Annotated in this window: 22 protein-coding genes and 2 pseudogenes; 8 read left to right on the forward strand and 16 right to left on the reverse strand. The window is 46.1% G+C overall.

Features of this window, described 5'->3' with window-relative positions; genetic code table 11:
* Positions 1 to 87 precede the first annotated feature (87 nt).
* On the forward strand, positions 88 to 1,410 hold the full coding sequence (locus E0698_RS03055) for a nucleoside recognition protein (RefSeq protein ID WP_192510556.1): 1,323 nt from the start codon (positions 88 to 90) through the stop codon (positions 1,408 to 1,410).
* Here E0698_RS03055 and coaD read toward each other — a convergent pair.
* From coaD to E0698_RS03095, 8 genes are all read right to left on the reverse strand, one after another.
* Positions 1,373 to 1,894: a pantetheine-phosphate adenylyltransferase gene (coaD, locus tag E0698_RS03060; RefSeq protein WP_044644909.1), complete on the reverse strand. Its 522-nt coding sequence runs from the start codon at positions 1,892 to 1,894 to the stop codon at positions 1,373 to 1,375. The two genes, E0698_RS03055 and coaD, sit on opposite strands and share 38 nt — an antisense overlap.
* Positions 1,887 to 2,525, reverse strand: coding sequence for a 16S rRNA (guanine(966)-N(2))-methyltransferase RsmD (gene rsmD / locus E0698_RS03065; RefSeq protein WP_134910206.1), 639 nt, complete (start codon positions 2,523 to 2,525; stop codon positions 1,887 to 1,889). Before rsmD ends, coaD begins: the two co-directional genes overlap by 8 nt.
* A gap of 312 nt (positions 2,526 to 2,837) precedes the next feature.
* Entirely contained in the window at positions 2,838 to 2,960 is a 123-nt protein-coding gene (locus tag E0698_RS03070; protein ID WP_014281032.1) for a cyclic lactone autoinducer peptide, read from the reverse strand.
* A 5-nt stretch (positions 2,961 to 2,965) separates the two neighbouring features.
* Entirely contained in the window at positions 2,966 to 3,481 is a 516-nt protein-coding gene (locus E0698_RS03075) for an accessory gene regulator B family protein (RefSeq protein WP_192510557.1), read from the reverse strand.
* Positions 3,474 to 4,106: a hypothetical protein gene (locus tag E0698_RS03080; RefSeq protein WP_192510558.1), complete on the reverse strand. Its 633-nt coding sequence runs from the start codon at positions 4,104 to 4,106 to the stop codon at positions 3,474 to 3,476. Before E0698_RS03080 ends, E0698_RS03075 begins: the two co-directional genes overlap by 8 nt.
* Positions 4,107 to 4,278: 172 nt before the next feature.
* Entirely contained in the window at positions 4,279 to 5,397 is a 1,119-nt protein-coding gene (locus E0698_RS03085) for an acyltransferase family protein (protein WP_192510559.1), read from the reverse strand.
* Positions 5,398 to 5,579: 182 nt separating this feature from the next.
* A complete protein-coding gene (locus tag E0698_RS03090; RefSeq protein WP_192510560.1) occupies positions 5,580 to 7,397 on the reverse strand; it encodes an APC family permease in 1,818 nt (605 codons plus the stop codon).
* A gap of 192 nt (positions 7,398 to 7,589) precedes the next feature.
* Positions 7,590 to 8,426, reverse strand: a complete 837-nt coding sequence (locus tag E0698_RS03095) for an AraC family transcriptional regulator (RefSeq protein ID WP_149095796.1) — start codon at positions 8,424 to 8,426, stop codon at positions 7,590 to 7,592.
* A 139-nt stretch (positions 8,427 to 8,565) separates the two neighbouring features.
* On the opposite strand from E0698_RS03095, the gene E0698_RS03100 reads away from it, so the two are divergent.
* The 3 genes from E0698_RS03100 (at position 8,566) to E0698_RS27425 (ending at position 13,114) form a co-directional block, all read left to right on the forward strand.
* Positions 8,566 to 10,593 carry a beta-galactosidase gene (locus tag E0698_RS03100; RefSeq protein WP_192510561.1) on the forward strand — a complete coding sequence of 676 codons (2,028 nt, stop codon included), beginning with the start codon at positions 8,566 to 8,568 and terminating at the stop codon, positions 10,591 to 10,593.
* Positions 10,594 to 10,663: 70 nt separating this feature from the next.
* Complete coding sequence (locus tag E0698_RS03105; protein ID WP_149095794.1) at positions 10,664 to 11,887, forward strand: MFS transporter; 1,224 nt, start codon at positions 10,664 to 10,666, stop codon at positions 11,885 to 11,887.
* 432 nt (positions 11,888 to 12,319) lie between these two features.
* Positions 12,320 to 13,114 (forward strand): BclA C-terminal domain-containing protein, encoded by a 795-nt coding sequence (locus tag E0698_RS27425; RefSeq protein WP_443146898.1) that lies wholly within the window; start codon positions 12,320 to 12,322, stop codon positions 13,112 to 13,114.
* A gap of 185 nt (positions 13,115 to 13,299) precedes the next feature.
* Here the strand turns inward: E0698_RS27425 and E0698_RS27590 are convergent.
* The 3 genes and pseudogenes from E0698_RS27590 to E0698_RS03125 all read right to left on the reverse strand — a co-directional run.
* A pseudogene (locus E0698_RS27590) lies at positions 13,300 to 13,399 on the reverse strand (VOC family protein); the annotation flags it as partial.
* A 258-nt stretch (positions 13,400 to 13,657) separates the two neighbouring features.
* On the reverse strand, positions 13,658 to 14,488 hold the full coding sequence (locus tag E0698_RS03120) for a DegV family protein (RefSeq protein WP_192510564.1): 831 nt from the start codon (positions 14,486 to 14,488) through the stop codon (positions 13,658 to 13,660).
* 21 nt (positions 14,489 to 14,509) lie between these two features.
* Positions 14,510 to 14,947, reverse strand: coding sequence for a MarR family winged helix-turn-helix transcriptional regulator (locus E0698_RS03125; protein WP_192510565.1), 438 nt, complete (start codon positions 14,945 to 14,947; stop codon positions 14,510 to 14,512).
* 192 nt (positions 14,948 to 15,139) lie between these two features.
* Here E0698_RS03125 and E0698_RS03130 point away from each other — a divergent pair, with 192 nt between their 5' ends.
* The gene (locus E0698_RS03130; RefSeq protein WP_192510566.1) at positions 15,140 to 15,607 is read left to right on the forward strand and encodes a GNAT family N-acetyltransferase; all 468 of its coding nucleotides are present in this window, start codon (positions 15,140 to 15,142) and stop codon (positions 15,605 to 15,607) included.
* Positions 15,608 to 15,777: 170 nt separating this feature from the next.
* Here E0698_RS03130 and E0698_RS03135 read toward each other — a convergent pair whose 3' ends face one another.
* The 3 genes from E0698_RS03135 to E0698_RS03145 form a co-directional block, all read right to left on the reverse strand.
* Complete coding sequence (locus E0698_RS03135) at positions 15,778 to 16,359, reverse strand: NAD(P)H-dependent oxidoreductase (protein ID WP_149095791.1); 582 nt, start codon at positions 16,357 to 16,359, stop codon at positions 15,778 to 15,780.
* 72 nt (positions 16,360 to 16,431) lie between these two features.
* The gene (locus E0698_RS03140; RefSeq protein WP_192510567.1) at positions 16,432 to 16,854 is read right to left on the reverse strand and encodes a MarR family winged helix-turn-helix transcriptional regulator; all 423 of its coding nucleotides are present in this window, start codon (positions 16,852 to 16,854) and stop codon (positions 16,432 to 16,434) included.
* 321 nt (positions 16,855 to 17,175) lie between these two features.
* On the reverse strand, positions 17,176 to 18,300 hold the full coding sequence (locus E0698_RS03145) for an NADH:flavin oxidoreductase (RefSeq protein ID WP_192510568.1): 1,125 nt from the start codon (positions 18,298 to 18,300) through the stop codon (positions 17,176 to 17,178).
* Between the two features lie 247 nt (positions 18,301 to 18,547).
* Here E0698_RS03145 and E0698_RS03150 point away from each other — a divergent pair, with 247 nt between their 5' ends.
* Positions 18,548 to 19,144, forward strand: a complete 597-nt coding sequence (locus E0698_RS03150) for a TetR/AcrR family transcriptional regulator (protein ID WP_192510569.1) — start codon at positions 18,548 to 18,550, stop codon at positions 19,142 to 19,144.
* A gap of 95 nt (positions 19,145 to 19,239) precedes the next feature.
* Here E0698_RS03150 and E0698_RS03155 read toward each other — a convergent pair whose 3' ends face one another.
* Positions 19,240 to 20,391, reverse strand: coding sequence for an iron-containing alcohol dehydrogenase (locus tag E0698_RS03155; RefSeq protein WP_192510570.1), 1,152 nt, complete (start codon positions 20,389 to 20,391; stop codon positions 19,240 to 19,242).
* Between the two features lie 250 nt (positions 20,392 to 20,641).
* Between E0698_RS03155 and E0698_RS03160 the strand changes: the two genes are divergently transcribed.
* Together E0698_RS03160 and E0698_RS03165 are read left to right on the forward strand one after the other, a co-directional pair.
* Positions 20,642 to 21,676, forward strand: coding sequence for a C40 family peptidase (locus E0698_RS03160; RefSeq protein ID WP_192510571.1), 1,035 nt, complete (start codon positions 20,642 to 20,644; stop codon positions 21,674 to 21,676).
* A 311-nt stretch (positions 21,677 to 21,987) separates the two neighbouring features.
* A complete protein-coding gene (locus tag E0698_RS03165) occupies positions 21,988 to 22,347 on the forward strand; it encodes a GNAT family N-acetyltransferase (protein WP_238353839.1) in 360 nt (119 codons plus the stop codon).
* 53 nt (positions 22,348 to 22,400) lie between these two features.
* Here the strand turns inward: E0698_RS03165 and E0698_RS26585 are convergent.
* Positions 22,401 to 22,478, reverse strand: a pseudogene (locus E0698_RS26585) (YjcZ family sporulation protein); the annotation flags it as partial.
* Positions 22,479 to 22,502: the final 24 nt, after the last annotated feature.

Here is a 22,502-nt window from a genome sequence, read left to right on the forward strand (position 1 = left end):
GCCGATTACAAACAAACGCGAACAGGCGCTAGAAACAACATACGGTGAACTCTACTATATTTATGCACGATGAGATTCGTTTTTTAAATGTTAAATCAAATCACTTCCAAGAAGGTGAACCCTTTGCTACAAAAGGAAGCCCATTCTGCTTCTTATTGGACAACCCTGTTCCTAGGACTTGGTGCCATTCTGCTCGTGCTGGCTGTTGTCTCCTCACCGGAAGAGGTATTTCAAGCCTCCGCCCAGGGGCTTAAGCTATGGTGGAGCATTATTTTCCCGGCCATGCTCCCTTTTTTGATGCTGTCCGAAATGCTTGTCGCCTTTGGTCTGGTGCATGGGCTTGGCGTCCTTCTGGAGCCGTTCATGCGCTCCTGGTTCCGTCTTCCGGGGCGAAGCGGCTGGGTGCTGGCCCTAGGCCTGACCGCCGGATTTCCGGCTACTGCGGAAGCTGTGCGCCAATGGGCACAGCAGGAAGATATGACCAAGCGCCAGCTTAGACGACTGACCGCTATCGCTCATTTCTGCAATCCGATTACCATCCTGCTCGTTATCGGAACAGGATTGTTGCATAATGCTGCTGTAGGCGTCATGCTGCTTGCCGTTCACTGGATCTCCGGCCTATTGGCGGGATGGATTACAGTCAGACTGACTGCTTCCTCAAAAGAATCGCAAAAACGGGAAACGCCAGTTGCCCTCCGGCGAACCTCTGTTTCCCGTACTTCTACCACTCTCATCCGGTCCGCTTGGGACGCCACACGCTCTGCCAGAGAACGGGACGGCCGCAGCTTCGGAAAGCTGCTGGGCGAAACCGTATCCCATGCTGTACAGACGCTTATGATGACAGGTGGATTCATTATTTTCTTTTCCGTGCTGATTCGGTTGCTATCCATGTACTCAGGCCAAGGAATATTTTCTTTCATATGGCCCGCGTGGATGGAAATCCATCTCGGTTCCTATGAAATCAGCCGCCTGCCGTATGATCTCCGCACACAAGCGGCTCTGATCAGCGCCGTACTAGGTTGGGGAGGGCTATGCGGCTGGCTCCAAATCACAGCTGTCACCAAACCATCGGACAAAGGCATCACGTTCACCATATCCAGGGTGCTTCATGGCATCATCGCCTTTGTCCTTACACTCGTCGCATGGACGCCTCTTAGCCGTATGACAAGCAATACACTTCCCGCTTATGTTAGCCGTAGCTCTGTTTCTTCCTTCGCTGAAGGCGGTTATGATCCAGCCGCGCATTCCGTTATGGCAGAGAGCAGCAACCTGTGGACACAGTTGGAAAGTCCGTCGCTGTATCCCTGGCAACTGACCGTGTTGTCTATTGTGCTTCTAGGCGCGATTATACTTACACTGCTCGTCATTTCCTTTATGACTTCATGGTGGAGTCGCCGCGCTTGGCGTTGACCTTGGCACGCAGCGCATCCTCGACTTCAGGGGCTACCAGATCTACGACCTTGCCATCAAAATGGGCGATTTCCTTCACCATACTGGAACTCAGATATGAATAAGTCGGGTTCGTCATCATAAAGATCGTTTCGGCATCCGGGTTCAGCTTATGGTTTGTGGAAGCCAATTGCAGCTCGTATTCAAAATCTGTCACCGACCGGATTCCTCTGACGATAACCTGAGCCCCTTTTTCACGTACATAATTGGCTGTCAGGTCACGGAAGCTGTCCACCTCAATGTTCGGAATATCGCGGGTTACCGTCCGCAGTAGCTCCATTCGCTCCTCCAGAGAAAACAGTGGATTTTTACTAATATTGTTAAGTACCGCGACAATCAGCAGATCAAACTGCCTCGCCGCTCTTTGAATAATATCCTGATGCCCCATCGTCACGGGATCAAAAGTTCCCGGATATACGGCAATACGTGGTTTGTGCTCAGTCATGATGGTCCTCCCCGCCTGATTCGGCTATACCGGATGTTTCCGTTCCGGCCTCCGTATGTTCTGCATCGTCCGGTTGCTCTGCTGCAAAGCGGTAGATAGATAACGTTGTTTCGCCATAGACCGCTTTTCTGACCTGTTCGAACGGCCCAAAGCTTTCCGGGTACTTATGTCCCGACTCATACTCCAGCACAATGACTGCCTCGGAACGAAGCAAGTCCAGTTCAGCCATACGGCTCATCAATTCATCACCATGCTTGAGACGATAGGGCGGATCCAGAAAAACAGCATCAAAAAAAGCTCCACGTTTAGCCAGCACCTTGAGCGCTCGTCCGGCATCATTGCGGAACACTTCAGCCTGTTCTTCCAATCCGGTTTTTCGCAAATTTTCTTTAATGACATCAATACTTTTTGATTCCATATCAATAAAGACTGCCTTGTCCATTCCCCGGCTGAGCGCCTCTATACCCAGGCCGCCACTGCCTGCAAACAGATCAAGCGCGACTCCCCCATCAAAATAAGGACCTATCATGCTAAATAACGCTTCCTTGACCTTATCCGTGGTTGGTCGCGTCCCTGTGCCGGGAACTGCCTTTAACGGCCTTCCTTTGGCACTACCCGATACCACTCTCACGCTGAAACTCACCTATTTTCTATATGTGTTGATAACCATATAAAGATTATGACGTTATCGTACCACATGCATAGCCGTTTGAAAAATGTAGGGTTTGAGGAGGTATAAAAAACCATATCGTGGGCATCCTTAAGATATCGGCATTCAACCAATGTCGTAGACAACCGCGGAGAAGACTTACGTTTCCCCATAAGCTCTTCGTCCGGTTTCTCCTCTCCCATTCGGGCGCTCTTAATGGAGCGCCTGATTTTTTTTTTGCAAAAAAAGAAGCTGCTCGCTGGCAGCCTATGTATATAAGGAAATGAAGTTATACTATTTAAGCAGCTCCTCGGGCGTATCTCCCTGATAGACATACACATAACTCGCTACCGACACAGCAAATGCAGCAAACATAGACAACGATGTTGCCAGACCATATACGATTTTTTTCACCATTTTCCTCACCTCCTTTTCCGAATCAACGTCAGGCTCTGGACTAGAAAAGCAACAGCCACTACAGAGGAACCGATTACAAAATTAGTACATACAAGCAGAGATGCTAAAAGTCGCAGGAGGGGATAAAACCGGGATGGAATGCGCGACTGCTTTTCAATTCTGGACGGGGCAAAGCATAAGACAAGAAGCAGGGATAATCCGGTGAACACGTTTGTCCACCAACTATGTAAAGAGATAAAGGATATGGCTGTAAAAGCTACAGAGGTCGCCACAATACATGCCATCCCTGTTTTTAGATGAATCCCTCCTGACATTTGGCGCAACAAGGCAAAAGCCACTAGAATCGTCACAGCCTCTGCCGTCCGCCCGGTGAAGAATGAGGCGAGTAGCGTCAGCACAATAATCATGGAGGCATTTATAATAAGAGCCAGTGCATATTTAAGTACCGGGATAGAAGCCGGATGATCCGGCACAGTCCGTTTGATCTGGTTAGCAAGCTTGAAAGCCATCGTTTCAATCATCCCGATATTCCTTTCCAACCGCATAATGGATGAAGAATCCCGATACCAGTGCAAAAAACATCATATTTAACCATACCTCGTTGTAGTACAGCACGATAGAGGTGGATATGAAGGATAAAATAATGAGTGTAATCACAATGCCGTATTCAGCTCTAAATTTAAGCTTTTTGAAATTAACGGCAAACCCGATGCCTTTTCGATACAAAATAAATGAAATGAGCAGTCCTGCCACCGCACTTACCATTTGCAGCAGATAGCCCTTCAGGGAACCGTCCTGTAGCTCAGAGACTGGCAGGCTCTCGAACATCGCTTTTAAAAGCACCGACTGAATGACCGCATAAGCAAAATAACCGGTAACCGTCATAATACCTGACCATACAATCGGAATTTTCACCATCGTAGCGAGCAAAAAGATAAAAAGCAGCATGTTAATGACAGGCACCAGATAAGCGAGGGAAAATTCCTCTCTCAGCAAATAACTTTGCAAGTTCATAATCAGGTTCACAAAAATCGCTTGCCATACATAAGGAGTCATTTTAACTTTAAAAATACTAAGAATGAGCGCAAAAACTGCCACTCCTTCAAACGTGGAAAATACTAAAAAGCCGAAAGGCTTCACAAGCATACATGCATCTCCTTTTCAATTCCAACAAATCTCATCGGTGTTTTCAAAAAACTTGGATGTACATCGAATATAGAGGGCTGCGGCCTACTTTTCAAGAGGTCTTTTCAATGATTTGATAGATTTCTTTAAGCACTTCAACGAAATGTTATCGGATGGAGAAAAAAGCTCCAGCTCAGGCAACACTTTCCTTGACCGAATCTTTCTGTGAGCGCACAGACTTCATACGTGATATGATCTTTTTTCCCCAACGTATGCCCGGTTGCTCGATCCAAGAATAGGTGAGCCAAGACAGACCTGTAGTCAACAGTAGTGTCATGATAAACATCAGAGTCATATTAACAACAGGGGAAAAGGGTAGCTCAATCTGATTGACCATCTCCAGAGCAAGCAGATGCGTCAAATACATACTGTAGCTAAGGCAGCCGATCCATGACCATCCCCGGTTTAGCAGCCACACAGGCTGCCAGTGATACAAAGCATAGGCTGCCAGCAGCAACAGGACACCGATGAGATAATCCGTCATCCCCGTACAAAGAGAAAACAGTACGGAGCCAAGCAGCAATCCCCCGCTGAATCGATCCATACTTTTCCAATGCCGCTCGTCTTTCCATATGAAGAACAGCAATACCCCCAGTCCGAAAACAGGCAGTTGGTTGGGAAACCATAAATACAGATAATGTCCCCATAACGAGTGATCACTGATCCATGGAGCATACGCAAACACCGTATTCAGTCCGAAGCTCAGTACAAGCGCGTCGGTCACAAACCAGGCAGCATGCCGAATCGATTGGATGAGCTTAAATAATAGCGGCACGCACAGATAAAAAATACATTCCACCGCAATGGACCACTCCACACCGATAATGCTGTTGATCCAGTACGGGTTCAGGCCATTCAGAAACAAAATATGGGCTGCGATATTGGCAACGGTAACCCCTTCCTGATCCCCAAGCCAGAAACGGGGCCCTGTCCCGTTCACAACCAAATAGATGATTAGCATAACGTAATACAACGGGGCAATACGAAAAAAACGACGCACCAGATACGCCGAGACCCCCTCTTTCCCGTCGCCCATACGTCTGCTCAAAGACAGAAAGAGCGTAAAAGAACTAGCCAGATAAAATAAAGCGACCCCTTTCGCTCCCAAACTTAAACCCTTTTGCAACCATCCGTTTAGTCCCTCTACGTGCTGGCTGACATGGACAAGCAACACGCCCATAATCGCCAATGCTCTCAGCGTATCTACAAATTGCAGCTTGTTATGTTCCGTTTCACCCTTGGCTACGGGCATCGTATCCCTCCATATCGGTTCTTTAATGATACATTTTGTATCTATAATACACAAAACGTATCGTTAAAGTAAATATGTCGGTATGGAAAAAAACACCCTCCAGCCGCAACGACATGCGGCCAAAAGATGTTCATTTTTTCATGTTATAAACGCCTGTCCCCTTGCAAGGACTCTTATACGATTTATTTGTTTAAATGAAAAGGAACAGTCGTTACAATAACGTCTTTGTAATTGATCAAATAAGCTCTCATCAGCAGGCTGGTCTGGTTGTGCAAAATATTTTCCCACCAGTGCTTCGTGATGAATTGCGGAATAAGGACGGTAATATGATCTTCGTCCGCTTTTTTCCACTCCACCGTATCAATGAACTTGCGAAGCGGATTGATAATGCTCCGATAACGGGATTTCAGCACCACCAATCGGATCCCTACATCCCACTCTTCCCATTTTTGCTCCATCTTGCGGATCGCTTCATCATCAACACCTACATATACAGCAACCACATTATCCGACAAGGTCTTGGCATAGCTGATGGTATTCATCACGACCCGTGTAATACCAGCTACCGGAATAATGATTGTATTGCCTTTGACCATAGGTTTATCCTTCGTAATATCTATCCGCAGCTGCTCAGCCGTATTTTTATAATGTCTATTGATCTTCATAAAGAAATACAGAACCAGCGGCAGGAAGATAAAAATCATCCACACCTGACTAAACTTGGTGAAAATAAAGATAAGCGTAATGGACAGCGTGGTCAGCATTCCAATGGTATTAATAGCAAGCTTGACGACCCAGCCTGATGGCTTGAGACGAATCCAGCGAATCATCATTCCCAGTTGGGAAAGCGTAAACGGAATAAATACCCCTACAGCATAAAGCGGAATCAGATTTCCCGTATTGCCGCCAAATACGATGACCAGCAATGCCGAGAAAATACTCAGAAACAGAATACCGTTCGAGTAACCAAGCCGATCTCCGCGAACCATGAACATATGCGGCATGTATTTATCTTTGGCCAGCATAAATGCGAGCAACGGAAAGGCCGAATAAGCTGTATTCGCAGCCAAAAACAAGATCATCGCCGTCACGCCTTGAATGATGTAATACATCACACCGCGCCCGAAAGTGGCGTTCGCAATTTGCGAAATGACCGTTTCATGCGGATTAGGACGAATACCGTACCAATAAGCCAGCAGGCTGATTCCGATAAACATACACCCGAGAATCAAGCCCATCATCATCAGCGTAGTTGCCGCATTTTTGGCAGCAGGCTTGCGGAAGTTCGGAATGGCATTCGAGACAGCCTCTACCCCGGTTAACGCCGAGCAACCTGAGCTGAACGCCTTCAGCAGCAGAAACAGACTGACGTTGGATACCGTAGCTCCAAATTGCGGTGCCGCAGCGTGGGCTCCTCCTGCCACGTAATGGATGATACCGCTAATAATCAGAACAAAAATGGCAACAACAAATAAGTAAATCGGTACAGCCAGCACCGAGGCGGATTCCGTCACCCCGCGCAAGTTCATAATGGTCAAAAAGATGATCATGATCAGTGCAATCGCGATCCGATGATCATGCAATGATGGGAACGCCGATGTAATAGCATCTGTACCCGCCGACGAGCTGACTGCTACCGTCAAAATATAATCGACCAGCAAAGAGCCACCTGCAATCAGACTCGGAGCCTTTCCCAAATTGTCCTGTGCAACAATGTATGCTCCCCCGCCACCAGGATAGGAAAAAATGGTCTGTCTATAGGACAGGATCAGAATGATCAGCAACCCCAATACCGCGATGGATATAGGAATGGAGTACCATAGGGCAGCGAAGCCCGCTGTAATCAAAACAAGCAGAATTTGCTCTGTTCCGTAAGCTACAGAGGACAACGCATCCGAGGACAGGATGGCCAGAGCCTTAAGCTTGTTTAGTTTCTCATCTTCAAGAGCCGTCGATTTTCGTGGACGACCGATTAGTAATCTTTTGACTTTACTCAGCATTTCGTTAACTCCTTCTTTGGATGAGGGTTTTGCAGAAGAACTTTGGATCATATGTTATTATGTCACCTGAACATCAGATTGATGAAACAAATGAACTATTATTTTATACTCCCTCATCCTGAAAAAAACAATAAGGAATGCTTCCTATAATGAGCATTCCCGAGTAAGAAAGAGTATTTCGATAAAATACCCTTATAAATACAATAATTTGAATCTTTCAGGGGTAATTCCTTCGGCCTTGCGGAAAGTCGCCACAAAATGACTGACATCACGGAACCCTACCCGCTCGGCGATCTCTTTTACCGTTAAGTGCGGGAAATCAGTCATCATTTCCTTAGCCTTGCGCAGACGTATGACGATCAGATAAGCGTAAGAGGTCACACCGAATGCCTGCTTGAATAATGTATTCAAATGACGGGCGCTGACATTCATCATCACCGCCATATCGGACAGGCCGATATCCGGGCTGGCATAATTTTCTTCCATAAAAGCCAGCACAGGCCCCAAACGTTCTACATTATGAGACAAGGAAGGCATAGAGCTGTATTGACCATGTTTGCGCAGCAAAGTTAGAAAGCGGTACATATTGGCCGAAGCGTCCAGCCCTGATAAATCCCGTTCACTCGCCATAGAATGAAGCATACTTTCTCCGAAGCTGTGCAGTTCACTATGAGCGTCCCAATGATACCCGCGCGTGTGCTTCAATCCGAGTTCGGTCAGCACAGCAGCGGCTATCGGTCCATCAAACGTAATGTACAGCGTTCGCCATACTTTCGTCGCCCGGCTGTAAGCATGGGACTCTCCCGGCAGCAGCAGAACTCCGGCATGTTCTCCCAAACGGAAAGAGCCCCCCTTGAACGTGAATACCCCTTCCCCGGACACCGTCTGAATCCAGTGAAAGCAGGGATATCCCTCCGGCCGGGATACATCCTCCTGCCTGCTGTTAAATCCGATACTTTCGATAAAAAGCGGCAAAGAATGCTCACGCGTAGTCAGAAAAAATCGCAAATGATGGGGAGTTAAAATCATAAAAAGCACCTCCGGCGCACGCGGTTATGTATTCCTTAATGTTGATCCATATTGTTATATCCATGTTCATTTTATTATATTTAAAAGCGTTTACTTGTATTATAAGATAGAATTATTCTTATATATAGAGGTGATTGGCATGATAAGCGGTAAACTGCCTAAAGTATTTTACGGCGGAGATTACAACCCTGAGCAATGGGATGACACCACACATCAGGAGGACTTACGGATGTTCCGGCTGGCAGGAATTGATATCGCCACAGTCAACGTATTTTCCTGGGCCAAAATTCAATCCGATGAAATCACATATCATTTTGAATGGTTGGATCAATTCATCGACAGTTTATATGAAAGCGGTGTCTTTGTGTGTCTTGCCACCAGCACTGCGGCTCACCCTGCCTGGATGGCGACTCGATATCCGGATATTCTCCGGGTTGATGTCGACGGGCGCAAACGAAAATTCGGCGGACGCCACAATTCCTGTCCGAACAGTCCCACCTACCGCAAATATGCGGAGAGCATGGCTGACCGATTGGCAGAACGCTACAAAAACCATCCCGCGATCCTCGTGTGGCACGTGTCCAATGAGTACGGCGGGGATTGCTATTGTGATAACTGTGCTGCTGCATTCCGAGTGTGGCTCAAACAAAAATATGGAACACTGGAAGAAGTAAACCGGGTATGGAATACTTCGTTCTGGGGACACACCTTCTATGATTGGGATGAAATTGTACCCCCCAATAATCTGAGCGAGCATTGGGGCGAAAACCACTCCACCTTTCAGGGCATTTCCCTTGATTACGCACGCTTTAATTCAGACAGTATGCTGGAATGCTATTTGCTGGAGTATTACGCGATCAAAAAGCATATCCCCGAAGCTGTCATAACGACCAATCTGATGGGCTTTTTCAAGCAACTGGACTATTTCAAATGGGCAAAGCACATGGATATTGTGTCTTGGGACAGCTATCCGCGGGCTAATACCCCACCGAGCTATACCGCGATGGCCCACGATCTGATGCGCGGTCTAAAGGATGGGCAGCCGTTTATGCTGATGGAGCAAACACCGAGCCAGCAAAACTGGCAAGCGTACAATTCGCTCAAGCGGCCTGGTGTCATGCGGTTATGGAGTTACCAGGCGGTAGCGCATGGCGCGGACACGGTCATGTTCTTCCAGCTTCGCCGTTCCATTGGAGCCTGTGAGAAATTCCACGGGGCTGTGATTGAGCATGCCGGTCATGAGAATACACGTGTATTCCGGGAGGTGGCACAGCTCGGCAGCGAGCTTGGCACATTAGGTAATACGCTGCTGGATGCCACCGTGAACGCAAAAGTAGCCATTTTGTTCGATTGGGATAATTGGTGGGCACTGGAAAAATCAAGCGGTCCTTCTGTAGCACTGAATTACGTCGATCAGGTGCATAAATACTATGCCGCCCTCTTCCGCCGTAACGTCCAGGTAGACTTGATTTCCGTGGAATCAGATTTCCAGAAATATGATCTCATTATCGCGCCTGTACTCTACATGGTCAAGCCGGGTACAGCGGAAAAACTGGAACAATTTACTGAACATGGCGGCACCTTTGTCACCACCTTTTTCAGCGGAATTGTGAATGAAAACGATCTGGTCACAACCGGAGGATATCCGGGTAAGCTACGTAAGCTTCTCGGAGTTTGGGTAGAAGAAATTGACGCACTTCTGCCGGAGTCACGCAATCGGATCGTATTGAAGGAACAGGTGGGAGCATTACAAGGGGAATATGAATGCGGCTTACTCTGCGACCTGCTGCATAGCGAAGGTGCCGAGGTGCTGGCAGAGTACGGCGATGATTTTTATCAGGGAATGCCTGTGCTGACACGCAATCGTTTTGGTCAAGGTGAAGCATGGTATGTGGCTTCGGACCCTGAAGAAGCTTTCCTGGACGGTCTGCTGGTCTATATTTGTGAGGAAAAAGAGATTCCGTTCTTGCTGCGTGCTCCTGCGGGTGTGGAGGCCAGCGTTCGCTCCAAGGATGGAAAATCGTATTTGTTCATCTTGAACCATAACGCCGAGAAACAGAATTATCATCTGGATGAACAAAAAGGACATGAGCTGCTCAGCGGCGAATTCCTGGAAGGAGATGTTACCATCGAAGGCTATGGCTTTCACGTGCTGGAATTATCATAAATATTTAATACCTTACATTGTCGTTCACTTTACGGTATAAGTGCAATTTCAGGTATCAAAGGAGTTCATCATGAAACGACTGCTATGCATTGGCAGCTTGTCTTATTTTCTAATTGGCCTGGCGCACGTGGTTGTAGGATCTCTGCTGCCCGTGCTGTTGGAGCACTATGGCCGGAATTATACGGAGGGCGGAAGTCTAATCTTCGCCCAATTTTCCGGTTTTCTGGCTGGCGTCCTGCTGTCGCCATGGCTTGCAAGGCAGTTTGGCAAACGCCGGACGCTGGTATTCGCCTTGCTGCTGCTGTGTGCGGCGGAAGTGCTCTACTCACTGCTGCCCCCATGGGGTTGGCTATATGCCGTCGGAGCGGTAGCTGGCTTTGGCTTCGGCATGGTGGAAGCGGTCATCGGAACCATCGTGATTAGCGGTATTACCGAAGGAACGGGTGCGGCGATGAGCCGTCTGGAGGTCTTTTTCGGGATCGGCGCGTTAGCTATGCCTGCGGTTGCCAGCCAGTTGATCGCCCTTGGCTGGTGGCGGTTGGCCTTCCCTGTCATCTCCGTCTGTGCGGCGGTGGCAGTCGTAGCCTGGCTACGGGGGTCCTTCGGCAAGCTGGATGCCGTATTGGACGAATATGGGCGTCCCAGGGAAAGGCATACGCATTCCGGCTCGGCCCCACATTCTTCATCCAAGGGAGCTTCTAAAGTGAACGCTGCGGGAAATTGGCGGCTGCTGGCACTGTTTATCATCTTTTTCTTTATCTATGTAGGGACAGAAATGAGCCTTGCCAATTTCCTACCTTCTATGTTCATTGAACGGCTGGGCCTTTCCCAAGCCGAGGCGGCACTCAGTGTTACCTGCTTCTGGCTGGCAATGGCGGCCGGGCGACTGTTCGCAGGAAACATTGCCGACCGATACGGCTATGGTGTCTTTGTTGCCCTTAGCTCGCTTGCTGCGACTATGCTACTCTGCGTGTTCCCGCTGGTCAAGGGAACTGCTGGTGCCTTTGTGCTTATCGCGTTGCTAGGGCTAGGCATGTCCGGTATCTTTTCGATCGCACTCGTCTTTGCCAGCAAGATGATGCCCGGCACAGAAGAATCCACAACCAGCCTGCTTATTGGCGCAGGTGGAGTCGGGGGCGCTCTGCTGCCATTATGGCTCGGACACAGCATGGATCGCGGCGGGGCTGTCGATTCAGCCTGGTTGCTGGCAGGCTTCGCTTGTACTTTGTGCCTGCTAGGCGGCATTTTGTACGCTATATACATGCGCAAAAAGCGGCTTCAAACCGCTTCATAATTACGGCGCGCTTCTTCTGGCGCCCCCGGCTGTTCCTTGGTGTGAACCAAGGTAACAGCCGGGGGCGCTATTTTTATATAACTAGATGAATGTACCTGTACAAAGACCTATTTTTATCCAAAAATAGATCATTGCCTATCAACGACAGGACAGATGTCCATGCCTGCCATGGATGAATGGAGTAGTATACAACAAATCGATATGGAGGTGTTTGTATTGGGTCGTCCCGAATTGAAACGAAAGAAAGGCCGTAAAAAAGACGTTTTTATCCGCTCTTGGTTTAGTAAAAAACGTCCGAAGAGAAAATGCCATTCGAAACGAAAGTGCTTTTGCAAGGAAATCGTCGTCAGAAAGCAAATCGTCCGTGTAAATATACCCCAAAATGTTTTAGGTATAACAGGCGCAACTGGAGCTATAGGTGCAGCGGGCGCTGTGGGTACTGCTGGAGCCGTCGGAACTGCGGGAAATGTGGGCGCTGCAGGCGCTGTGGGTACTGCGGGCACCGTTGGGACTGCCGGAAATGTAGGCGCAGCGGGGGCTGTGGGCACTGCGGGCACCGTTGGGGCTGCCGGAAATGTAGGCGCAGCGGGGGCTGTGGGCACTGCGGGCGCAGTTGGAGCTGCGGGTGCGGTAGGACCAGCAGGTCCCGTAGGTCCTGCGGGCATTCCAGGGGCAGTTGGTCCAGCAGGTCCTGCTGGCGTTGCAGGGGCTGTCGGTCCAGCAGGTCCTGCGGGTGCGGTAGGTGCCACTGGGTCTACGGGTACCGCAGGAGCGACGGGGGCCACCGGGGCTACGGGAGCTACAGGAACCGCAGGTGGAATAGCTCAGTTTGGTTATATCTACAACTTAGGATCCCAAGTCGTTCCAATAGAAGCAGATGTCATTTTCGATACGAACGGTATACTTACACCTGGAATTACCCATGCTCCCGGTACTACGCAGATTGCAGTTACCGATGCGGGGAACTATGAAGTTAACTTTTCAGTATCGGGTGTAGAGCCAGGCCAATTTGCCATATTTATTAATGGCACTCTGGCAGCAGGAACCATATACGGCTCAGGAGCTGGTACGCAGCAAAACACAGGGCAGGCCATCCTCGCTCTAGCATCCGGTGATGTCCTTACCCTGCGAAATCATAGCTCTGCCGCTGCGGTTACCCTGCAAACCTTGGCTGGAGGTACCCAAGCCAACGTAAATGCTTCCGTGGTTATTAAAAAATTAAGTTAGACATGGATACATCCGGTTTAACGTATGGCTGACCTGCTCATCTGCTAATATCAAACACCAGCTTGTTTCCCGCTTGGGTCATGGCAGAAAATCCATTCACTTCTCCATGGGTTGCATGGCCGTCAAGCTCTATGTGTTTTTTAGCTTCCACAAAGATCCATCGTCAGGAAGCAGCAGTATAATTTCCTTAACCCCTGTCGCATGAGCGGGAGGATGGGGGTTACCTTCTCCATTCCATACATTGCCGCCAATATGGTGATGATACCCGCCTGCGGGCACAAATAACGCGGTATCAAACTTTTCCGTTCCTGAGGGCAGCTTTCCATCTGTTACAATGTCATCCAACCGACCCGTGCTTCCGGGTGAATCTGAAATTCCTGCGTATGACTTCGTTTGTACTCGTACGAGTCATATTTTTCCCTGCTCCATATTATTCATAGTATTTCAATGTGTTTATCAGCATGTCAAAAAGGCTTACACCAACTCAGGCTCGAATTGGCATAAACCTTGATTTAATAAGAGAGTACCATTCACTCCAATAGCTTAAAACGCCATAATAATTCCTTTGTCATTGGCATACATCGAACTGATTCCTCTGGTGGGCACAATCAGAATATCCTTAAATTGATATCGGTTCTTCAACGCATTCACCAGTTTCTCCGCAAGCCCGGGATTATTACAGTGGGTAATCACAATGCTTTCCCCCTCCGTAGCCCGACCACTTTTTTCGATCGTATCTGCCAGCTTTTCAATGATTTGATTTTGACCACGCGCTTGGGTAAACAATGCGATATTTCCGTCACTGTCTGAACCCAAAATGGGTCTGATATGCAGGAATGAAAGTATCTTTCCTGTAATTTTATTCATTCGTCCGTTCTTCACCAAATTGTCCAGATTCTCTAGGACAAAATAGGTTTTCATCTTCGTGATAAAGCTTTCCAGTGAAGAAATAATCTCTCCTTTATGATACCCCTCGTCGATCAGCTTGCGTAATTTTAGAGCTAACAATATTTGTCCAGCCGACGCGCTTTTCGAATCGAATACATGAACATTAGCCCCTTCTTCCTCCGCCATATCCTTGCCAACTAATGCACTTGAATACGAACTGGACAGATTGCTGGATAATGTAATGGCGAAAGAAGTATGCTCACCTTGAAATGCTTCCTTATACAGCATAGGTGACGGTGAAGCCGATCCGATCTTGGTTGTACAGGCTTTCATTTCTTCCATAAACTGAGGTAAATCTAGCGTTTCATCATCTACAAAGCATTTATCTCCCAGCGTCATATTTAACGGAATCGTAGTAACTTGCATCTCTTCTCTAAGCTCTCTCGTTAAATCACAGCAGCTATCTGCTATTATTTTATACTTCATCCTGTACACCCTCACATTATGTTATTTTTCAGTAGATTCCGCATTCATAATACGAATGGAAAGCTCGATCAATCGTATAAATTCCCTGACATTGTCCTCACCCAGATCCCCTACCAGCGCTTCAAAATAGCCTTCAATTCTCTTTTGTTTCTGTTTAATCAGGGATGCACCTTCTGGTGTAAGCCTTACACACATTCGTCGTCTGTCATGCTCAGACATTTCCATGGTCACATAGCCTTTTTTCCTTAATCCCGTAAGCGCTGCCGTAATTCTCGATCTGGATACATGCAGGTGGTCACTGAGTAAGGATGGATTAATTTCATCATCTCGATGCTGAACTAAATATTGAAGCACGTGGTTTTCCCCCTGAACAAGCTCCGTCAGGCTACCGAATAATTCCATGTCATAAATCCGGTTAACGGATTCTCTCAATTCGTCCCTTAGTTCATAATCTTTCATAGTGAACCTCCGTAGAACACATAATACATATAGTTAACTATTAATACTATGTACTATAATGAATTGCTGACGATAATAACAATGAATTATTTGTGAATTTTAATACAAGGGTTATGAGAACTCAGCGTCGAATAAGAAAAAAATATGCTGGTCACCTCTTGCCTGTTTACGATAAAGGAGTTGTTACATTAGATGAAACCTTTTACTCTTCGCCAATCCCAAAATTCCGATGTTGAAACCATAGCTCATTTACGGGCCATTGTACTGCGTAACGATTTAACCAGGTTAGGAAGATTTGATGAAGAAAAAGTTCGGCAACGCTTCCGTGATGCATTCGACTCTGTACATACCTGGATCATCGAAGTGGATTCTTCTTTTGTTGGTTGCATAGCTTTTAAACCGACGTTAGATGGTTATTTATTGGAGCATTTTTATATTCACCCCAATTACCAAGGTAAAGGGGTCGGCAGTCAAGTATTAAGAAATCTACTTGAACAAAATGATGTAAAAGGAAACCGTGTAACCTTAAATGTCCTGCAAGGAAGCTCTGCCAGACGTCTTTATGAACGGTTTGGTTTTAAAGTTGAAAGTGAGGATCCTATTGACGTTTACATGTCCTTAATCGTAGAGGGAAATTCCAAAACCGTCGAAGGATATTAGCATCTATATAAACTGAACTTAAAGGTTTCATGTATTGCCACTGCGCATTCGGAGTCAGCTTATATAGAAGAAAAGGCCAACCAGTAAATGCTGGTTGACCTCATCATTTGAAGACTGCCGTACATTTCTTAACGGTAAGAACAGCCTTTCAATGTGATAATATAGTTTCGTTATAACACCGATTTGACGGTGTCTTGGACCTGCTTCAATAGTCCTTTATAGCCATCTTCATCAAGGTAACCGATACTTCCAAGCAGCAAGTGACCGACGGATTCAATCCCAACGAAATCAAAAATCCCCGTATCCGAAGTGATCTTCAATCCTGCGGTCATACCGATTTCATCGTAGATCGCGTTGGGAGTACCGTGTGTATTCACAATAAAACCTTTTTTACCTGTAAGCAGCTTATTAATCCCTTCCGGACCAGACGTATATGCAAAGCCGTAGGCAAATACACGATCAACGTAACCTTTCAGGATAGCAGGAAGACCTGTCCACCAAATAGGAGAAATAAATGTAATCGTATCCGATTGTGAGATGTATTCCTGCTCTACTTTGATATCAGCCGGAGTTTGCCCAGCTCTCATAGCAGCAGTATCCTCAGGTTTTAATACGGGTTGAAAATCAAGAGCATATAGATCGCGTACAACGACTTCGTCACCTTTTTCTTTCAAGGTATTCACAACGGTTTCCAGTATCGCGTGATTAAAGCTTTCAGCGTTAGAGTGAGCATAGATGATAAGATGTTTCATTTTAATAACCTCCAGATGTTTTATTGTTATTTTGACATTAATATAGATATCTATGCATTTACTCAAAAAAATTTATAATCTGTTTTTTACATGTTCCAGCAGATATTCCAGTTGTTCTTTTTCTTCGTCTTTGAGACCACCATAAATGGTTTCTTTTAATCTATTGGAGATCGCCTCAAACACAGGCTCCAGCTTTCTTCCCTTATCGGTCAGATATATCAGGGTAACTCTGCTATCCTCCCTTTCCTTTTTTCTTTCGACATACCCCAACTTCACTAGCTTGTCGATCAAAACAGTAACTGTTGGCTGCTGACGAGAAATTTTTTGCGTCAATTCCTTAATGGAAAGCCCGTCCTTTTGATAAAGGAACATTAGGATTCCACCATGGGTAGGTACAATCCCTTCAATTCCATTCGATTCGAGCTCAGACACAATCAATTTATTGATCGAGTCTCTAATGGTTCCTATCAGTGCAGCTGCATTATTTTTTAACATACAAGCATTATTACATAGACATCTATATATATCAAGTATTTTTTGTCAGCCTGATCTGGTTCTAAGTTTAACGTATGAATGCTTCAAGTTGCCCTTTCTTTATTGTATAAGCTAAGCAACAATAAAGAGGAGCTTCAAAAGTTCTTGAGTAAAAAAGTGAGCAAGTGGGAATCTGTGATGACTTAATTCAAAATGGTTGATGGTGGACTGCTGTTGCAGACACATTAAAAAGCCAAAATACCCGAAGTTCCTATGACTTTGAGTATTTTGGCTTACATTGTTTATTTATGAAATGAAGAGATATTCGAAGCATGGGATATTTTAGTTGAGCGTTTTAAGTACCTCAGGTGTGAAAGTTTGAAGATCTTGAATTCGGCCTTCACGTATTTTCGTAGCCCATGCAGGATCGCCCAGAAGCGCACGCCCAACAGCTACCAGATCAAATTCATTGTTGTCCATCCGTTCCAGAAGTTCATTAATATCTTGGTGTCCTGCCCCTTTCCCTTCCGTATAGAGACTTACAAAATCCTCATCCAGGCCTACAGAGCCAACCGTAATCGTGGTTTTTCCAGTCAGCTTCTTCACCCATCCGGCAAAACTCAGATCGGAGCCTTCAAATTCAGGTACCCAAAAGCGACGTGCCGAGCAATGGAAGATGTCCACGCCCGCTTGTACTAATACATTCAGGAATTGCTCCAGTTTATCCGGTGTATCGAACGGCTTTGCGTTGTAATCATTCATTTTCCATTGGGATAGGCGCATGGCAATAGGGTAGTCAGGGCCAACCTCAGCACGAATAGCTTCCACAAGCTCAATGGCGAATTGAGCACGTTTTATGATATCGCCACCATAGCGATCCGTACGTTGGTTCGTTTTCTCCCAAAAGAATTGATCAACCAGATAGCCGTGTGCTCCGTGAATTTCAACGCCGTCAAAGCCCAGTCGTTTTGCATTCGCAGTTGCATCGACATAGGCCCCAATGACCTTGACGATTTCTTCTTCTGTCATCGGCTCGGTTACTTTTTTTCCTTCCAGGTCCAGCCCTGATGGACCAATCGACAGCGCTTCCGGGTTCGGCTGAGATCCCAAAGGACGAGCCATCCCCATATGCCAAAGCTGTGGAAAAATTTTGCTTCCGACCTCATGAACCTGTCTGACCACTTCAGCCCAACCGTTTAAAGCCGCTTCCCCATAAAAATTAGGTATCCTCGGCTCACTTGTTCCAGCCGGATGGTCAATCACTGCGCCTTCAGTAATAATAAGACCTACATCATTCTCTGCGCGACGGCGATAATAAGCGGCTACATCCGGTCCTGGCACACCATTTGGTGAAAAAGCGCGGCCCATTGCCGGCATTACAATACGAGTCTGTAAGGTCAGATTATGAATGGTATAAGGTTGAAATAAAGCTTCTGTTGAATGGACATTTTGCGGTTGATTACTCAAGGATTGTACCTCCTCATTTTCTTTTATCGTTTTAAAAGGATTATATAAAAGGCTCGTGCATCATCAAACGGGGTGCAAGTAAAATGTTAGCAATGTTTAATTTATCATTCAACCGACAAAATGTTCATTCTGTTGCTTAACCAAAAGGGTTATGAAATTGTTGTATATCTAAATTCACTTGTTGACAAAACAACACATGTTTATAATGGGGGAATCATTTGATTTACCTGAAAGGAGTGTCTTGAGGATGCCTGGTGTAACTTCACCCAACCCAAACGATCCGCGCGTCATTCGAACACGTAGATTAATTCTCGACGCATTCGTTGACCAATTAAATAAGAAAGACTTCTACACGATTACGATCAATGACATTACCAAAAAGGCCACCATTAACCGTGCCACGTTCTATGCACATTTTCAAGATAAATATGCACTGCTTGAAACCCTTTTGTCAGACGCATTTTTGGAGTATGTTATCAAGAGGATTGATGCTGAGGCACGTTTGTCGGAGGAGACCATTCAGAAACTTATTCTTTCGTTATGTGACTATCATGACTCAAGTAACCAATGCGTTCATAAATATAATTCAGTGGCACCGATCCTGGAAGAACATATTAAGAATCAATTAGAGCAATTCATACTTCAACTCATAACAAGAGAAGCCAATAATACAGACCAAAGAACGTTAGAACTTGCCGCGAACATATTAAGCTGGTCCATTTATGGTGTAACCTTTCGCTGGAATGTGGAAGGAAAAAAAGAGTCCCCTGCAGCCTTAGCCGAAAAAGCAGTGCCCTTAATATTCAATGGGGTTGTCTTATCTCTAGTCTCACAAATCTCTTAGCAGAAAATGTGAATAAAAAGGGCCGTTCCCAGTATTCTTCGATCAGTTCCTGGGACAGCCCTTATAGTATATAACAAAATAATATCAGCTTTTATTTAAAGAATTTTCTTAAACATCTCGATAACTTGTTCTTTGCTAGGTATGAACGGATTGCCCGGAGCGCAAGCATCCTTCATTGAGTTCTCGGCAAGCAGATCCAAATCCACTTCATTTACACCCAGTTCAGAAAGTTTGGAAGGAATCCCAACTTCCTTCGACAGGTCTTTGATTCTTTTGATTACATAGTCTGCGCATTCCTTATCCGTTTTCCCCTTATCTTCAAAACCGATGACCTTAGCGATGGCACGAAACTTCTCTGGTACATGCTTGGCATTCTCCTCCTCCACAATCGGCAGCAGCATGGCATTGCAAACACCATGAGGCAAATCGTATACACCGCCAAGCTGATGCGCCATCGCATGAACGTAACCCAATCCAGCATTATTAAATGCAAGTCCTCCCAAGAATATAGCGTATACCATTTGCTCACGTGCTTCTATATCATGACCGTTTCTCACCGTACGGGCCAAATGATTAAAAATAATCTCTACTGCTGCCAATGCGGTCGCATCCGTAACAGGATAGGAACCTGGAGTAACCAAAGCTTCAATGGCATGGGTCAAAGCATCTAGTCCTGTAGCTGCCGTTAACGCGGCGGGTTTGTCTACCATCAGTACAGGGTCGTTTACCGAAATTGTAGCTACACTATTCTTGTCAACCATAACCATTTTGACCTTGCGCTCTTCGTCCGTAATGACATAATTGATCGTGATTTCAGCGGATGTTCCTGCCGTGGTATTAATAGCAACAATAGGTAGCGATTTATGCTTGGATTTATGAACGCCCTCATAATCGGTTATATGTCCCCCATTGGTAGCAATAATGCCGATTCCCTTAGCCGTATCCTGTGGTGATCCTCCGCCAATGGAAATTAAAAAGTCACATCTGTTTTCTTCCAGAAATTGAACGCCATCATGTACATTTTTACAGGTCGGATTTGGTTTGACCTCATCGTATACCGCATAGTCCAAGCCAATATCATCCAGCAAGGATGTGACCTTGCCTGCAATACCGCTCTTCATCAAAAACTTATCCGTCACGACTAGTGCTTTGTTTAAATTCAGTTCTTTTATATAGGGTCCAACTTCATGCAAACAGCCTTTTCCCATTAGATTGATAGACGGTACAAAAAATACATGTGCGCTCATAAAAATCGGCCTCCTAAAGGATTCACTTCTTGATGCCTCGCTAAATAAGGAACTATTTTATAAAGTGAAATATTTCACATATGTAATTTTATCTTTATTTTATTTTGTTGTCAATGATAAAACACAGATATTATTTAGTTTTATTTTTGTTTGTTTTGTTTTTCGGATGAATACAATATTTGGTACACAACTAATCGGATGCAGTCTCGTACAACTTAGATGAACACATTCACAATGAGGTGATAACAGCATGACAATCAACAAGAAAGCATTTCTAGCTCTGCTAGCGGTATCACTGCTCCAAGCAAACCCGTCGTATGCAAAGTCGGTACGGACGACTCCGGTGACAACCGTTTATGTAGATGACCGCCCGCTTCAGCTTGCCGCCCAGCCGCTGCTGCTAGACGGGACAACGCTCATCCCCATGCGCCAGTTGTTTGAGGCGCAAGGAGCCAGGCTTTCCTGGGATGGATCCAGCAAAACCGTAACGGCAACCAAAAACGACACGGTGCTGACCTACCGCATCGGGGAACTCGCTGCAACCTTAAATGGCAATACGCTATCCCTGAATGTTCCCGGACAGATGGTTAAGGGCAACACGATGATTCCACTACGTTTTGTAAGCGAAGCACTTGGGAGCACAGTAAAGTGGGATGCCTTGACCCGGACGATCCGAATTGCCTCCAGGGACGATTTTTTCACAACGGTTCTTTCCGGGGTCAACCTGCGCAGCAAACCGGATTCATCGGTAACTTCCCCTTCCCTGCGGCTTATTCCAGCCGACGAAAAGGTTCATGTCATCCGCGAGGTCAATGCTCTCTGGCTGGAAGTGCGTACTAAAGACAACCTGACCGGATACATATCGGCAAAACCAAAATACAGCAACTATTCCAGCCCATCCCTGGCGGAACGGCAGGGAGATGAACTGATCGCCTACGGTGAGAAATTTCTCAGTACCCCTTATGAATTCGGCGCAGCAACCGGACAGACATCGACCTTTGATTGTTCTTCTTTTGTGGGGGAAGTGTTCCGGCATACGCTCTCTATCGACCTCCCCCGTGTCTCTTACGATCAGGCTAAAGAAGGGCGGGAGGTCGGGCTGAACGAGCTGCGCAAAGGCGACCTGCTGTTCTTCAGCGCACGCGGCCTGGTGATCGGCCATGTGGCGATCTATGCAGGGAACAACACATTGCTGCATACCTTCTCCAAAGAACGCGGCGTTCATTTTGACACGTTTGACGATAAATGGCAAAAACGTTTCGTCACAGCGCGCAGGCTGTTTTAGGATGAACCAGATAGCCAATAACAGGAGGATTCCAGTACCACATTCATTATCTTCTAATTGCCTTTTGCCGGACGCACCCTTGCGGTTTGCGTTCAGGCGGCAAAAGGTCTGGGTTCATTGTAAAATGGAGGTCATAACGTTTAAAGGCTACGAACGCATAAATGATTGGTTAAGGTGTTAAGCCTTTTAAAATACTAGGCAGAGTCTTTTGAATATAGACAGGAGGAATAGTTATACAAATTGAGACAAATCGGCTCATCATTCGTGATATTTGCAGATCCGATTGGGAAAGTATACATACGTACACTTCATTGCCTGAAGTCACCAGGCATACAGCATGGGGACCGAATACAAAGGCGTATATAGAACAAGTTCTAGCTTCACAGCAGGAACAGTCAAGACAAGATTACGAACTAGCCATTTGTCTGAAAAACGATGGAATCCTGATCGGCGGCATTGGTATTCATGTCAAAGATACTAATGCAGAATTGGGTTACGTTTTGAATCCAGATTATCAAGGAAATGTCCACCATAACCTGCTCCACCTTCATATCCACCCATGGCTTGAATCTCCTTTATTTGTAGTACAGCATAAATATATGCACAAATACGTCAGAGTACAGGGCATACAGGTAATAATTACAAAGGCTTTATCGATCACATACCGATAGAGCCTTTTATACCGAAACAAGGATTGGGCGTTACCGCCACGATGCTTTAAAAATTAAACCCAACAGGCTTTAGTGATGATAACCAACAGAATAAAGAGTACTAAAATTGCTGCTGGCGATGTGAAAGCACCAAAACAGTTTTCCCTACGCTCTTC

Origin of the sequence: Paenibacillus sp. 23TSA30-6, from assembly GCF_014858585.1 — a bacterium.
Classification (GTDB): Bacteria; Bacillota; Bacilli; order Paenibacillales; family Paenibacillaceae; genus Paenibacillus.

Bases quoted from the DNA above. Each gene is read 5' to 3' on its own strand.
- E0698_RS03055 (WP_192510556.1), top strand. From the start codon at position 88: ATGTTAAATCAAATCACTTCCAAGAAGGTGAACCCTTTGCTACAAAAG.
- coaD (WP_044644909.1), bottom strand. From the start codon at position 1,894: ATGACTGAGCACAAACCACGTATTGCCGTATATCCGGGAACTTTTGAT.
- E0698_RS03070 (WP_014281032.1), bottom strand. From the start codon at position 2,960: ATGGTGAAAAAAATCGTATATGGTCTGGCAACATCGTTGTCTATGTTT.
- E0698_RS03075 (WP_192510557.1), bottom strand. From the start codon at position 3,481: ATGATTGAAACGATGGCTTTCAAGCTTGCTAACCAGATCAAACGGACT.
- E0698_RS03080 (WP_192510558.1), bottom strand. From the start codon at position 4,106: ATGCTTGTGAAGCCTTTCGGCTTTTTAGTATTTTCCACGTTTGAAGGA.
- E0698_RS03085 (WP_192510559.1), bottom strand. From the start codon at position 5,397: ATGCCCGTAGCCAAGGGTGAAACGGAACATAACAAGCTGCAATTTGTA.
- E0698_RS03090 (WP_192510560.1), bottom strand. From the start codon at position 7,397: ATGCTGAGTAAAGTCAAAAGATTACTAATCGGTCGTCCACGAAAATCG.
- E0698_RS03095 (WP_149095796.1), bottom strand. From the start codon at position 8,426: ATGATTTTAACTCCCCATCATTTGCGATTTTTTCTGACTACGCGTGAG.
- E0698_RS03100 (WP_192510561.1), top strand. From the start codon at position 8,566: ATGATAAGCGGTAAACTGCCTAAAGTATTTTACGGCGGAGATTACAAC.
- E0698_RS03105 (WP_149095794.1), top strand. From the start codon at position 10,664: ATGAAACGACTGCTATGCATTGGCAGCTTGTCTTATTTTCTAATTGGC.
- E0698_RS03120 (WP_192510564.1), bottom strand. From the start codon at position 14,488: ATGAAGTATAAAATAATAGCAGATAGCTGCTGTGATTTAACGAGAGAG.
- E0698_RS03125 (WP_192510565.1), bottom strand. From the start codon at position 14,947: ATGAAAGATTATGAACTAAGGGACGAATTGAGAGAATCCGTTAACCGG.
- E0698_RS03130 (WP_192510566.1), top strand. From the start codon at position 15,140: ATGAAACCTTTTACTCTTCGCCAATCCCAAAATTCCGATGTTGAAACC.
- E0698_RS03135 (WP_149095791.1), bottom strand. From the start codon at position 16,359: ATGAAACATCTTATCATCTATGCTCACTCTAACGCTGAAAGCTTTAAT.
- E0698_RS03140 (WP_192510567.1), bottom strand. From the start codon at position 16,854: ATGTTAAAAAATAATGCAGCTGCACTGATAGGAACCATTAGAGACTCG.
- E0698_RS03150 (WP_192510569.1), top strand. From the start codon at position 18,548: ATGCCTGGTGTAACTTCACCCAACCCAAACGATCCGCGCGTCATTCGA.
- E0698_RS03155 (WP_192510570.1), bottom strand. From the start codon at position 20,391: ATGAGCGCACATGTATTTTTTGTACCGTCTATCAATCTAATGGGAAAA.
- E0698_RS03160 (WP_192510571.1), top strand. From the start codon at position 20,642: ATGACAATCAACAAGAAAGCATTTCTAGCTCTGCTAGCGGTATCACTG.